This is a genomic window from Parabacteroides sp. Marseille-P3160 (assembly GCF_900162725.1).
GTDB lineage: Bacteria > Bacteroidota > Bacteroidia > Bacteroidales > Tannerellaceae > Marseille-P3160.
On the sequence record NZ_LT799418.1, the window covers coordinates 1475754 to 1490810 of the forward strand.

A 15057-nucleotide genomic window follows, 5' to 3' on the forward strand; every position below is an offset into this window, starting at 1 on the left:
AAAACCGCCATACTCAAAGTGAAATTGAATCCGAAAAAGTTAGAATCTTCATTGGATGCTTTGATTACCCTTGTATGTAATGACCCGAACGGTCCCGTTCGTCAAATTAAAGTGACGGCGGAAAAAGAAAAATAAAGATGGAATATCCGGAGAATGATGCCCAATATAAAGGATTGAGGGTGAATAAGGGGATCGGAAATGTTCCCACCGTTAATCCGTATTTCAAGCCGAAGGCGCGGCAGAAAACCTATTCGGCGGGAGAGTTTGTGGAGGCCATTCTGAAGGGAAATATCACGATGCTCAGTCAGGCGGTTACTTTGGTTGAAAGTACACGGGAAGAACATCAGAACTTAGCTCAGGACATTATTGAAAAATGCCTGCCTTTTTCCGGGAAATCGGTTCGTGTCGGTATCACCGGAGTTCCGGGAGCCGGCAAAAGTACCTCCATCGACGCCTTTGGAATGTACATCCTGAAACAAGGGCACCGGTTGGCAACCTTGGCGATCGATCCGAGTAGTGAACGCACGAAGGGGAGCATTTTAGGTGATAAAACCCGTATGGAAGCCCTCTCCCGTGAGAAAAATGCATTTATCCGTCCTTCTCCAGCCGCCGGTTCTTTAGGTGGCGTGGCGAGGAAAACCCGTGAGACGATTATCCTTTGCGAAGCCGCCGGCTTTGATACCGTTTTTGTCGAAACCGTAGGCGTCGGGCAAAGCGAAACCGCCGTTCATTCAATGGTCGACTTCTTTTTGTTGATCCAGTTGGCCGGAACGGGTGACGAATTACAGGGTATCAAGCGGGGAATCATGGAGATGGCGGATGGCGTTATTATCAATAAGGCGGACGGCGACAATATCGAAAAAGCCAAAATGGCTGCATCCCACTACCGGAACGCCTTGCATCTTTTCCCTCCTACCGCTTCCGGCTGGATTCCGAAAGTCCTGACTTATTCAGGCTATTACCAGATAGGGATCAAGGAAGTCTGGAATATGATCCTGGAATATATTAAATTTACGAAAGACAACGGCTATTTCGAACAGAAACGGCGGGAACAGGCAAAATACCAGATGTATGAAAGCATCGAATATAGCCTCCGCCATCAATTTTACCACCATCCGCTGGTGGAGAAGGAATTGCCTCTCATGGAGGCGCGCGTACTGAACAACGAAGTGAGTTCCTATATCGCTGCCCGCCGCATGATGCAACTCTATTTAGGCCATCCCGAAAGAGAAAAGGATCATAGGGACGAATAAAATATTCATCCCCAGATCCCTTATTATCCTATCTTATTACACTCCGTTTTCTTACATCGAAACGATGCGCAGGGTATTCAGCAGTTCCCTGTTGATCGGCTTGTCATTCTTGATTGCCTTAGAGAACGGCACATAGACTAATTGGTCGTTCTGGATCCCAATCATGACATTCCGCTGGTCGTCCAATAAGGCGTCGATTGCAGCGGCTCCCATCCGGGTGGCCAGGATACGGTCCTGGGCGGAAGGGGAACCTCCCCGTTGCAAGTGGCCGAGGATGGATACGCGGACGTCGAACTGCGGATATTCTTTCTTTACCCGTTCGGCAACGCCCATGGCACCTCCGGTAATTTCACTTTCGGCAACCAGTACGATACTGCTGTTCTTGGATTTACGAAATCCGGTTTCTATCATATCCGACAGTTGGTCGGTTTCCATTGATATTTCGGGAATGATCGCCGCTTCGGCGCCGGAAGCAATCGCTCCGTTCAAGGCAAGGAACCCGGCATCCCGCCCCATTACCTCGATGAAGAACAGACGTTCGTGGGAGGAAGCTGTGTCACGAATCTTGTCGACGCATTCGATGATTGTGTTCAGCGCCGTATCATAACCGATGGTTACATCCGTGCCGAAAAGGTCGTTGTCAATAGTACCCGGCAGTCCTACGATCGGGAAATTAAATTCCTGGGCAAAGATCCGTGCGCCGGTCAGCGTTCCGTCTCCTCCGATTGCGACCAAGGCGTCGATCTTTTCGGCCTCCAAACGGTCATAAGCCACTTTTCGGCCTTCCGGAGTTTTGAATTCCATGCAACGGGCGGTTTTCAGGATCGTTCCGCCCCGCTGGATTATATTACTAACGCTTTGACTGTTAAATGTTTCGACCTCTCCTGTGATTAGGCCTTTGTAGCCCCTATAGATACCCTTAACGGTCATACCGTTATAAATTGCAGAACGAGTGACTGCACGGATGGCAGCATTCATACCCGGAGCGTCTCCTCCAGATGTCAAAATACCAATACATTTAATTGCAGACATACCTATCTTTTTTAAAGATGAGTTGCAAATTTAGCATTTTTTTGATTATAATCCTCTCCTTTTTTATTTCTTATGTAAATCTTATCAAGGATTTAATTCTTTGATGCGGTTCGCTACTTTTTCCATCAGCCATTTAGGAGTGGAGGTGGCTCCGCAGACCCCTACGCGCCGGATTCCCTGAGGAAGCGGCTCGGTTATCTCTTCCGGATCGGAGATAAAAACAGTGTTTGGATTCCCTTTCCGGCACTCTTCGAATAGCACTTTCCCGTTGGAACTTTTCTTGCCCGCAACGAAATAAACCCAGTCGTGGTTGGCTGCGAACTCTTTGACATTCGGTACGCGGTTGACGACCTGGCGGCAGATGGTATCATAGGATTTGAAAACTGTCTGTGGAGCCTTCCGTCGCTCGATTTCAGCGACGATCTTGAGGAAACCGTCCAGGGGTTTGGTGGTTTGCGAAAAGAGAAAGATATCATGGTTGAAATCCAATTGATCCAAATCTTCCGCTTTCTCAATTACAATGGCAGTCCCGTTGGTCTGTCCCACCAAACCGTTCACTTCTGCATGTCCCTTTTTACCATAGATCACCAGTTGGGACTCTTTGTCCTTAATCTCTTCATAACAACGATGGATCCGTTGTTGTAACCGTAGCACGACCGGACAGGTCGCGTCGATAATCGTAATATTGTTCTCCTTGGCCGCCAGGTAAGTGGACGGCGGCTCGCCATGAGCCCGGAGCAAGACTTTCTTGTTTTTTAAAGATGAAAATTCTTCATGTTCGATTGTTTGAAGCCCTCGCTCTTCCAGGCGTTCGACTTCCAGGCTGTTATGCACGATGTCGCCGAGGCAATACAAAGATTCCGAATCATTCAGTTCACGTTCGGCGCTTTTGATTGCATTGACGACCCCGAAGCAAAATCCGGAGCCCTTATCTATTTCTACTTCAATCATACTTCTTTACAATTAGTTAAAACCTGTTGATATTGTTCGAACAACCAGGCGTTTTGTTCTTCCAGGCTGAGGTGCGTATTGTCGAGGATCCGTGCATCCCCGGCAGCTTTCAGCGGGCTGTCTGCCCGGGTCGTATCAATCCGGTCCCGGGTTCGGACATTTTCCAATATGGCTTCATAGGAAGCCTCTTCTCCTTTTTCTCTCATTTCGTCGACACGTCGTTGGGCACGGACTTCGGCCGAAGCCGTGACGAAAATCTTCAGTTCTGCATCCGGGAAGACCACCGTGCCGATGTCGCGTCCATCCATCACGATGCCCTTATCTTTTCCCATCGCCTGCTGGCGATCGACCAGGGCGCGGCGTACGAAGGACAAGGCGGCCACCTGGCTGACCCACTTGGCTACCTCCAGACTGCGTATCTCTTGCTCCACATTTCTGCCGTTCACCCATGTTTCCGTCCGTCCGTTCTGCGGATTGACACGGAACGTAATTTCTATTTCATCCAGGCTTTGTTGTAGGCGTACGGCGTCGACTATCCCGTTCGCTATCCATCCTTTTTGGAGGGCGTACCAGGTGACCGCCCTGTACATGGCGCCGGTATCTATATAGGTATAACCTATCCTGCGAGCCAATTCCTTGGCCATCGTACTCTTTCCGCAGGAAGAATATCCGTCTATTGCAATAATCAGTTTCATTTCTCAGGGTTTAAAATCATGTAGGGAGGTAGAAATCCCGACCATTAGCGAAAGGGCCGACGGATGGTACCGGGCAACCGATGCGCTAACATCGAACTTGGACACTCTCAAGCCTGCTCCGATGGAGAAACCTCCCATGCCGTTTCCTCCCTCTGCCAGTTTCATGTCCATATTCGTTTTCGGATTAAATCCGACTCCGATCCAAAAATTGTCGGAAGGTACTAAATCTACTCCTATAATAAAGTGCTTAAACAATCTTTTAGAAAAATTCTCTTCTATCTCCTTCGGGCGATTATTGTCGTCGATATAATCGAATTTCCACCGGTTTAGGTACATGGCCGTCAAGGAAAAGCGGATGGGGGCGTGTTCCATCTTCTTGGTAATTCCCATCTGGATGTCCCAAGGCATTTTCTCCCGTTCTTCGTCATAGGCCGTCAGTTGGGCGCCGATATTTTTCAGGGTGAATCCGAAAGAGAAATTCTTTTCGGATTCATAATAACTCAGTCCTGCATCCACCCCCAATCCGATGGAGGTATAGTCTGCCAGCGAAGAATAGAGGAACTTCAGAGAAAGGCCGCCCCGCCAACGGTCGGATAGGTCGTAGGCATAAAAGCCGTTCAGGCTAATGTCTTTCATGGATACCTCTCCCAGGAAGACATGGTCCACCGTCACTTCCTTGATTGTACCGTAGTTAATAAAAGTAGCTCCGACTCCCCAAGCTCCCCGTTCCCCGGAAGCTTTTGTAAAGACGGCGCTTCCGATATGGATGTCTCCGAAATACTTCATATAGTTGACATTGATCATCTGATCCATCTCCCCGCCCAGCAAGGCCGGATTATGGAAAATCAGCGATGGGTCCGGCTCAACCAAAGCGACGGTATGGCCGCCCAGTGCATTGGCCCGCGAAGAAGTCGGGAAACGGAGGAAATTAAAGACTCCCTTACCATCCTGTGCTAAAACAACAACAGGAGATAAAAGAAACAGAAAAAGTATCCAATGTATATTTCTCATATTACTGCCCCAAAATAGGTTCAAAGATACATCGATTCATCCGGAAATTCATTCGGTTGTACCTTATTAGTCCTTCCTTCATTCGATGTATGCTCGAACCGATATGTTATCAAAACGAAGAAAACGGGAAAAAGTTATACCAAGAATGATTTTTTCCTTGGATTTTCTTTTGGAAAGGTAGGATAAAATAAGCAAGCTTTATTCTAAATTCTAATTTCTGGGGATCCTCGTTAATTTGCTTTTAACTCAAAACACGGAGAACATGATATGATATATTAACAACGTATCATGTTCTCCGTGTTTTGAGTAACTTCTTAAAAACAGTCTAGATAAGCATTTGGAGCCCTTCTAAGAAAGGTTTATAGTCGTTTCAGGCAGTAGCTTTACATTCAAAATATTTGTTTATTTAATTTTACTTTCCAGTTCTTTTAAATGATTTTTATACACATCTCTAGGCAGACAATTATATTTTTTACATAATGAAGCCGCAAGGCCTACCAGTTCTCCCATCATCCCTGTCGTTTCCTGTACACGGCTCGCTGATAGCACGATATGCGATACACTGATATTACGGCCTGCCATAAATAGATTATCCACGTTTCTTGAGTACATACAGCGATAAGGGATGCGGAAAGGAGGTATTACTTGGTCGTCGCGTAGGTAACGGCGTGGGGTTCCCAAATCATTAAAATAATGTTTCATGGTAGAAATAAACTCTTCATTAGGAAAGAAGAAACTATTTTTTGGAGTAGGAAAATGTTGATCGAGATTATAGGTACAAGTGACAAAGGCATCGTCGTATTTGATGTATTCTCCTTCGGAATCCTGTTGTTTGAGTATAATGTCGCCTATCAAACGTCGTGATTCGCGTTTGCCGGCTACATAAAAAACAGATTCCAGTTCACGATTAGCATAGCCTGATTTATCTTTACTCTTGTTTTTCAAGAAGGCCCAATTGCCGTAAATGGCACGGAACAAATAATCGCGAATAAACTCGGCTTCGTTCACTTGGTCGTAGCGAAAACCGGTCTCCCACCAATTGCTGCCACGGGTTACCTTTTCACAGGTTTCTTCGTTGAACTGTATAGCCCATTCACATTCGGGGAAAGAAGAAGGCTGCGTAGTCATTTTACTCCACCATGTTAATGAAGTTCCCAATACGATATTATCAGGACGATCAGGAGCCAATGTTTCACGTGTTTCAGCTCGCATTTCACGTCCTACTCGATATTCGGCACCCGCAAGGAAACCCACATTTCCATCACCGGTACAATCGACAAAGACCGAAGCATAGAAAATCGTTTCCTTATTAGTTTCGATATGTTTAGCGGTAACAGATTTGATCCTATCTCCATCCTTTTCAAGGTTAAATACGTGCATGTTGGGGAAAAAGGTCAGATTTTTTTCCGATGTGATAATAGCATCAACTTTATCGGGTCTCTGATAAACATTTTTGATTTCTTTGATAACATCACCTAATCTCGGATAGGGTTCCAAATTAAGTCCGCCGCTCGCTACTACCCGAACCTCTACACTGTTGTTACCTCCAGGTACAGGACGGTTGTGAATTAAAGCGACCTTCAAGCCTTCACGGGCACCTTTTATCGCTGCACCCAGTCCTGCAGTACCGGCGCCCACCACCACCATATCGTAGGTACCGCCATTTTCAGGTTTATCCGGTAATCCCAATAATTTCTTACGGAACTTATACATCTTATCGCCTTCATTGGGTATATCGACGTCTTTGTTCTGTGAAAAGAGTATAGCATCGCAACGGCCATTGAACCCTGTCAGGTCATGCAGGGCTACCCTATTTTCTTTTCCTTTGATGTCAATACTTCCGGCGTATTCCCAATCCCATTGATCACCCACCCCTAATTCGTTGGATAACTTAATGCCGTTCACGGAAAGTTGGAAACGTCCGGGTTTTTCATTGGTTTTCCACGGGGCGCACCAATTCCATGTCCGGACATAGACGTGCCATTTCCCTTTTTTAGGAATAGAGACTTGGGTTGAGGCATCTGCAACGGGTTTTCCCAGACCGTGAGCCATCAGGAAAGGGGATCCCATTTGATCCATAAATTGTTGGTCAAGAACCCAGCCCCCACGTTCGGTAAAGCTTTCGGCTTCAACTAAGATCATACTGTTTTTTTGAGAAAAAGAAACGGATATGAAAAAAGTATATATCCAGAATGTTAATAGAATTTTTCCTTTCATAAGATTCTTTTTTATATTATGCTTGGTGATTGATCGTACTAAAATCGGATGTTTGAAGTTGTAATTCTTTGAATAAAGGGTATTAACAGACATTGCCCTTATGCTCATCAGTTGTTTATTCGTAATTTGCAGGGTTTTCATCTTGCCATTCGTTGACCCCATCCCTGATCCTATTGCGGAAAGTCAATGTATCAGTTGCATAGGATGTCGTCCCGTCGCCATTATCATATTTGTATTTCAGATAGAGCTTTCTATCCTGAAGTAATTTTGCCCGGTTGAACTTACTTTCGCCATCCGGTAAAACTTCAATGTTTGAATCATCCGCCTTACTTATCAGGATATTGTCTCCGTCTAATGTGATCTTAAACGAACCGGCACTGTCACTGATTCTGTTAGTGATTAAAGAGTGTGGAGCTACTGTTTGCAGCTTCATGACCTTGGACTCTGGCGAAGGAATAGCCGTATAATATTTAATTGTTTCTACTACATTCCCGGAGGCATCTTTCACCACCGTCTCACCCCCATGCCAATAGTTTCCAAACAACATGTTCTCATAGCGTAACCCGATGACTGAATATCTTTTAGAAGAAAGTATCGAATCGGTATCAGCATCGGTAATATAAAAAGGAAGCGCATAATTGGCAACTAACGTTTTAGTATCTGCCAGAAATTTAACAGAATCTGCTTTGACAGTAATTACTCCTTTATGGTCTCCTGCCTTGATAATCATCTTGCTATTATCACTTAATGTAAAATAATCGGCAGGTAAAGGCAATAATTCCGAAACAGACGATACATAGTCTTTTATATGGCTTACTCCTCCCTTCATGGTGGTAAGGATTTCATCCGTGAGCAAATTATTGTCAAGAACAAAATCAACTTCACGGTTGAATGTATTTTCTCTGACTCCACCCAAAGCGACACCGACTTTTATCTGCATTCCTTCGCCGACCACAAAGGTCCGGACATTTGTCTGTTGTGTAAAGTAGACAGCATTGTAATCGTAATCTTCAATATAGTCGTCATAACAAGAGACCAATATGCTCAGAGCGAGCAGGAAATATATTTTTTTCATGATTAAAAAAATTATAATTAATACTTATTTCCAACTATCCCAGCCTTCATTCTGGACTAAATTATCCATACGTAATATTTCTTGATAAGGAATGGGAAGATAGGCTGATTTAAAGACCCGTGATTCGACTGTTTGGGAAAAATCATAAGTGAAGGAACCATCACTGTTACGGATGATTTTTGCCATACGGACCGGTTCATTCAAATCTGCTAATGAAGTTGACCAACGACGCAAATCGAAAAAACGCATACCTTCGAAACATGTTTCCAAACGACGTTCGTTTTTGATAAATTTATCAAATTCGTCCTTCCCGGCGGTAGCTACTTCATCCAGATAAGGATCTGTTAGAAATCCATTGTTATTACTATAAGTCTTCCTCGATCTTAGATACGAAATAGCTTCTTTTGCGGATATTCCGTATTTAGAAACGTCAATAGGACCTACCACTTGGTTGGCTGCTTCTGCAAAAGCCAGACACATATGTGCCCAACGAATGAAAAATTTTGAATGCGGCTGTTTATTGGGACTGTTATCCGACCAATTCAAGCCCATAAATACAAATTTTTTGATGTGATAATTGGTACGACTGTTATTAATTGGTCCCGGGGCATCCTTGCCTCCTTCCCAGTTTTCGAAAGTATACATAACAGCTCCGGTTTCATTTTTCTTTGCCTGAGCCTGATTATAGAAAATCATACTATAGAAACGAGGATCTCTGTTTTTGTACGGATCCTTAGGGTCATATAATGCAGTTCCCTTAGGATGCTCCTTGGGATAGCCATTACTCATCGGAAAAGCATCAACCAAATTCTGAGTGGCTCCCATGACACCGTTACCCTGGAATCCTCCGGGATAGAACATCCGTTCCATAGCATCATTGGCATTGACATAGCGCGAAGCGAAGATAATCCCTGGAAAATTCGGATTAAACCAATTAACGCCATCAGTCTTGTTGAAACCGTTGGTTACATTATCGATAGTCAGTTTAAAATCCATTACCTCTTTGGCGTATACGGCAGCCGAATCCCAACGTGCTATATCATTATTCGGATTAAATCTGGGACTGGCCCATGTCAGATATACATTGGCTTTGATAGCTCTGGTAGTAATTCCGTCAAAACGTCCCCAGTAGCGTGATCCGGCATAAGCCTTGTCGGTTTCGTTTGTAACAAGGAAATCCCGATGAGCAATGGGAAGGTATTTATATGCGGAATCGCAATCGGAGAGTATCTGTTTTATACATTCATCATAGGTATTGCGAGTGAGTTGTTCTGCTTCCTCTATTTCTATAGGCTCCAACAGAATAGGCACCCCTAACATTTCACCGTTAAGCCCTTTTCCCCCGAACTTTTGTAGCAGATCCCAAAGGAACCATGCCCGTAAAGCAAAAGCTTCTCCTTGTAACCTGGTGCGGACAAGATCGTTTTTATGTTCATCGACCAGGAAACGAGTGTTATAACCGTTTCTGTCTTTCAAGAATAAATTAGTCAGGTATGTACCGTTATAATCACGCGTCCAATATTCCAAAAAAGGATCCGATGAGGAAGGCAATGCTCCGACAGCCAGACGGCGAATAGCATGTGATGTATTAGTAATCACACCATCATCTGTCGCCCCATCTAGATAGGAACCTTCTGTATTGTTATAATTTCTAGGCAGATAGTCATAACATTGTACAATCAAACCCTGTACCATATTCTGATATTCCCAAATATCATCAGTCGTATATCCTCCATTGGGATAGGGTTCCATGAATTCACTACAGGAACTCAAAAAACCAATAATTGCTAAAAAAGTTATTATTCTTATTTTCATGTGATAATAATTTATTTAAATGCCAAATGAGTCATTAAAAAGACATTGTTAGACCACCTGTAAACGTTCTAAACAAAGGATACATTGTAATTCCCGAGTCTATTGATTCGGGGTCGACATCCTTCAATTCTGAAATGGTGAACAGATTGGCTCCGCGTAAATGGAACCGGATAAACTGAATGCCGATTCCTTTGTTGTTCAATCGCAGATTATAAGCCAGTTCCATATTTTGTAATTTAAAGAAACTACCGTTTGCCAACCAGAATTCAGAGGTTTGGAAGTTATTGTTAATTCTTTGGTAAGTCAAACGGGGATATGCTCCATCGATATTGTCTTTTACATATTTTGAATAGGTATTATCTCCTGATCCGTTTCTGAAATAGGTATTTGATTTGATAATATCATAGAATGCACGACCGGAGCCAGTTATGTTTAGTTCGAAATTTTTGTATTCTAATTTCACATTTAGTCCATATATCAGACGGGGACTGTCATGGCCGATATATGATATATCGTTTTCGTCAATAACTCCATCATTGTTTTTATCATGATATTTTAAGTCATTCTCAGATAGTGTCTCATCAAAATTCTGGATGACAGCTTGGGCTTCGCTATCCGAAGCATAACGCCCCACATAGGTGTAACCCGCAATGGCATCCTTAGACTTTCCGATATATGAGAGATAAGATTCTCTATAATTAGGTTCGTCATACTTCAATACTTTACTGTTGCGTATATTGGCGTTTGCCGCAATTCTATATTTGAAATCAGCTGATTTACCGGAATATGCCAGATAGAATTCGGCCCCGTAATAACGGAACTTATTATAATTAACCCAAGGGCTCGCAGACGAATAACCTGTTATATAAGGTAACATGTAATTCATTTTAGCGATAACTCCATCCTGGATATTATTGTAATAATTGAACTCTAAATGCAGTTTCCGGTCAAACATAAGAGCATCTAGCCCTGCTGAGAATTCTTTCCGTTTTTCCCAGGTTAGACCTTCATTCGCGATTCTGTTGGGATAGGTTTGTGAGACTGTTTCCGTGCTGGAACCAAACCACTGGTTAGCGCTATGCGGCCCGAATGGAGCTATAGAAGAAGCTGTAGACCATCTATCCTGATAATAAAAGGCAGTAGCCAGTCCGTCGTAACCCAAAATGCCTCCATTTACACGTAATTTCAGGAAATCAAGAAAATCCGTATTTTGTAGAAAGTTTTCATCGGAGATTACCCAGCTCAATCCTAAAGCGGGAAAGAGGTTATAACGTTTGCCTTTTTTGAAACTTGATGTTCCGGCATAATTCAACGCTCCTTCTATGGAATATTTATTCTGAAAGGAATACATGGCCGTGAATATACCGTTTTGCTGGCGGTCTGGCTCACGTCTGGAATCTTTCATCCCATTGAACAAGGAGTAAATCAATCCCAATTGCATTTCATGATCACCCCAAGCTTTGTCATAGCTTAAAGACTGATGAAATGCCAAACGTTGATAATAATAATCAAGTATTTTCGACTGATCTGTATTGTCTACCCCATCATGTACTTTTGTTAATTCTATGGTTTCTTCTCCTTCGGGTGTCAGTGTAGGGTTCACCATATAAGCTATATAATTGTTCAGTTTCCCTATTCGTGTTAAATTCAAAAGATTAAATGAAAGAAATGTTCGGGATTTCAATCCTGGGATTAAGTCTGTAAAATCATAATCCAAAGCTATATTAGCTGCACTGGAACGCGTCTGTTCTTTATAATATCCACAAGCTTCCAAACTCCCTATCGGATTCCTGCTATAGTTGGATGAGACTGCGTACCAAGGGTTATTTCCCTCCTCGTTTGAAGCATAAACCGGGAAAGCAATAGGCGGGACGGTTCTCATGTCTTCTAATAATAATTCCATTTCCGTATTAGTTACTGTAGAAGCATAACTGGGTGCATTTTTAATCGTGACACCTCCATAAATACCGAGACTTACTTTTAAATCTTTGGTAACATTAACATCGATATTTGAACGTGCATTTATTCTGTTATAATCGGAGTTCGGCCCGATATTAAAATTATCCCCTTCATGATTGTATCCGATATAGGCATAATATTTTACCCAATTGTTACCTCCGCTGCTGGATACATTTGCCCGCATAAAAGGACGTGTATCCTTCCAAAGCATTTGTTTGAAGTCAATGCTCGGATAAAGAAGATCATAAGGATCGTTCAGGGCATATTTGGCAATCGCGTCGGCAGAATATAATGGGTTCATGCCACTATTCTTACGCGCTAAATTATTTAGTTCGGCGTATTCGGCGCCTGATACCCATTCCGGGAAGCGATCCACCATACTTATCCCACTTTCGATGCTGGCATTTACGATACGTTCGTTTTGTTTGCCTCGTTTTGTCTTAATATTAATAATGCCATCCCCTCCTTTTGGTCCGTACATCGCCTTTGATATAATATCTTTGACAAATGTTACCGATTCTATTTCCTGAGGATCAAGAGGCATCTCGGCGATGTCTACCTCAAGTCCGTCAACAATGAAAATCGGTTTATAGCCACGCATTGACATATTTACTTTAGGGGTTATTCCATCCACAGCTGCTTTTTCCAAGGCCGAAAGGACCGGACTTCCATTACGTTCTATAATATCTAAACCGGGAACAAGTCCGACGAAGGCATTTCTGAGGTCCGATGTTGGATAACTTTCCAAGTCATTTCCCCGGAGGACAAATTCGGAACTGGTTATATCTCGTCTTTTATAAGTGAGAAATGGAAAAGCAACGCCATCATCATCACTTTTAAAAAGTAGCGCTTCCGTCAATATTACTTCTTGGGGAATATTAGTTATTGAAAATATTTTCTTTTTGAAACCCTGTTTGTAAATAGTAATAAAATCTTTATCAGTAGCCATAAAGTCAGCTGTCCCTACATTATTAGTCCATGCATGGGATACACCTTCTCCAACAATAATAGATACTTCATCCAAAGGTTTCCCTGCCTCGTTTTTTACCAACAAGGTATAATTTCGGCGGTTCGGATTATTTGTGTCTTGAGCCGATAACATACTTACTGGTAAAAGAATCAGTAAGAACGTTATGTAAATCTTATGAATTGATATATTTAATTTCATATTACTTTTTTTTATTTTACCACCGTTGATTGGGTGCAAAATTTTTCATTTTGTTTTCTTCCACGATTGGAAAAGGGAAATAATACATAGCATCTGAGGTCCACCGTACCTGCCGGGTAGCAGGTAAGACTTGAGAATCATCATATTTGTATCCCGTAGGATATTCCTCACTTACAGGAACCTTTTCTATATCCATCCTTCTGGATGGTTCATTCATCAGTTTCGGTGCATCTTTCCATCTTCGGATATCGAAGAAGTGATGCCCTTCACCATAAAGTTCAACTGTCCGCTCATTTTTAATCCTTTCTCTAAACGATTCGATAGATGAAGTAAATCGAGCCTGTACTGGAACCATGCCGATTCTTTCCCGTATTGTATTGACGGCTTCTAATGCCGACATTGTTGCACCCGGAGCTCTACCATTTGGTCCGTATGCTTCATTGGCAGCTTCACCGTAGTTCAAATAGAGTTCCGCCAGCCGGATCAAAGGATCGGTATAATAAGTGGAAATATTGTTTTTAACGCTTTGCCCTCCCCAATATTTAGCTTGGTAATAACCCGTTTGGGTAATTCCTGTATGGCTTGGATTAAGCATTTCACTATAAACGGTTTTTCCATCGACATTTTCCCAGTATATTTTTGCTGTGCCGAATCCCGGAACAGGTGCCGTATTATATAATACATTAATATAAAATCTCGGATCCCGGTTGGCATAAGGGTTCTGATACTTATAATTTCCTTTAGCTACGGCTTCAACCCTTTCGTTAGCTGTAAATAAAGGATCCCCCCATATTGTCTCATAACGATCCACCATATTCTGGGTAGGGCATTCCGGAGTTGGAGATGTTGCATTATTGCGCATAGCATTATTTAACAACTGGGTTTGTATTTTATCGGTATAATTTATAGCCTTATCTCCATAATTCCATGCCCATATTTGTTCGTTCGTGTATTTAACTCCGACAAAATTCTTTTTATATTCTGCTGTTGGAAGTAAGGCATATTCATATTGTTCGGCTATCTTTATGGCTTCCCAGCAAGCAATAGCTGCATCTTCCCAGTCTTTCGTCCCATTAACATTACTTAATGGGCTGGCAGCATATAGTAAGGCTCTACCCTTTAACGCTTTGGATGCTACCCCATTCGGCCTCCATTGCTCCGGATCGTTTAGATGTCCCGTCTTGCCCGGTCCCGGATCCCGGCGCATTTTTCCAGCAAGGCCAAAGTAATAAGCAGCTGTGTCCAGATCTGCAGCGATTTTATTTAATGTTTCATTGTTAGATAAACGGGGGATATCCCATTCATCATCACTACCAATCACATAATCGATATAAGGCATTCCTCCCCAAAGCTTCATCAGGGAAAAATGACAATACGCCCTGACGAAATGAGCTTGCCCTTTAAAGTCGTTGATCGTTTCTTCATCGGCATCTGCCAACATGTGGATATTCTGCAATGCGACATTACAGATTCGAATATCCTTAAACATGGAGTGCAGGATAGGAGCTACCCGATGAGTGGTAAACCATTGGAGATTAGCTTCTATCTGTCCGTATTTGATGGGTTGACGGTTAATACGTCCCATATCTGCCGTTTCAGTCAACGCTTCCCATGTACTTCGGAAATCACTGACTGTCAAATACAGGCTATAGCTTGTTTTAATATTATATTCATACCAACTTTCGTTAGTAGGGTCATCTTTACTCGTTCCATTATACACCGCATCAAAAAATAACCGGAAATTTTCATATTTGGAGAAAACTTTTTCTGTTGTTAAACCCGATTCGGGTGCTCTGTCAAGAAAATCTTCACAGGACAAACAAAGTATTCCTGAGAATAGGATAATATATATAATTCTTTTCATTACTATTTCCTTTTATG

Annotated in this window: 10 protein-coding genes; 1 reads left to right on the plus strand and 9 read right to left on the minus strand. The window is 42.8% G+C overall.

Annotated elements, in window-relative coordinates; translation table 11 throughout:
- Positions 1-137 precede the first annotated feature (137 nt).
- Positions 138-1253, plus strand: a complete 1116-nt coding sequence (meaB, locus tag BQ8014_RS05985) for a methylmalonyl Co-A mutase-associated GTPase MeaB (protein WP_080903575.1) — start codon at positions 138-140, stop codon at positions 1251-1253.
- A 51-nt stretch (positions 1254-1304) separates the two neighbouring features.
- Here the strand turns inward: meaB and pfkA are convergent, their stop codons facing one another.
- From pfkA to BQ8014_RS06030, 9 genes are all read right to left on the minus strand, one after another.
- Entirely contained in the window at positions 1305-2285 is a 981-nt protein-coding gene (pfkA, locus tag BQ8014_RS05990; protein WP_080903576.1) for a 6-phosphofructokinase, read from the minus strand.
- Between the two features lie 84 nt (positions 2286-2369).
- On the minus strand, positions 2370-3236 hold the full coding sequence (locus BQ8014_RS05995) for a 4-hydroxy-3-methylbut-2-enyl diphosphate reductase (protein ID WP_080903577.1): 867 nt from the start codon (positions 3234-3236) through the stop codon (positions 2370-2372).
- Complete coding sequence (gene cmk, locus BQ8014_RS06000) at positions 3233-3931, minus strand: (d)CMP kinase (RefSeq protein WP_080903578.1); 699 nt, start codon at positions 3929-3931, stop codon at positions 3233-3235. Before cmk ends, BQ8014_RS05995 begins: the two co-directional genes overlap by 4 nt.
- Positions 3932-3934: 3 nt before the next feature.
- Positions 3935-4942: a type IX secretion system protein PorQ gene (porQ, locus tag BQ8014_RS06005; protein ID WP_080903579.1), complete on the minus strand. Its 1008-nt coding sequence runs from the start codon at positions 4940-4942 to the stop codon at positions 3935-3937.
- Between the two features lie 402 nt (positions 4943-5344).
- Positions 5345-7159 carry an FAD-dependent oxidoreductase gene (locus tag BQ8014_RS19685; protein ID WP_080905843.1) on the minus strand — a complete coding sequence of 605 codons (1815 nt, stop codon included), beginning with the start codon at positions 7157-7159 and terminating at the stop codon, positions 5345-5347.
- A 115-nt stretch (positions 7160-7274) separates the two neighbouring features.
- Positions 7275-8234: a DUF1735 domain-containing protein gene (locus BQ8014_RS06015; RefSeq protein ID WP_080903580.1), complete on the minus strand. Its 960-nt coding sequence runs from the start codon at positions 8232-8234 to the stop codon at positions 7275-7277.
- Positions 8235-8258: 24 nt separating this feature from the next.
- Positions 8259-10049: a RagB/SusD family nutrient uptake outer membrane protein gene (locus tag BQ8014_RS06020; RefSeq protein WP_080903581.1), complete on the minus strand. Its 1791-nt coding sequence runs from the start codon at positions 10047-10049 to the stop codon at positions 8259-8261.
- Positions 10050-10083: 34 nt separating this feature from the next.
- Positions 10084-13176, minus strand: coding sequence for a SusC/RagA family TonB-linked outer membrane protein (locus BQ8014_RS06025; protein ID WP_139785089.1), 3093 nt, complete (start codon positions 13174-13176; stop codon positions 10084-10086).
- A 16-nt stretch (positions 13177-13192) separates the two neighbouring features.
- Positions 13193-15040 carry a RagB/SusD family nutrient uptake outer membrane protein gene (locus BQ8014_RS06030; RefSeq protein WP_080903583.1) on the minus strand — a complete coding sequence of 616 codons (1848 nt, stop codon included), beginning with the start codon at positions 15038-15040 and terminating at the stop codon, positions 13193-13195.
- Positions 15041-15057: the final 17 nt, after the last annotated feature.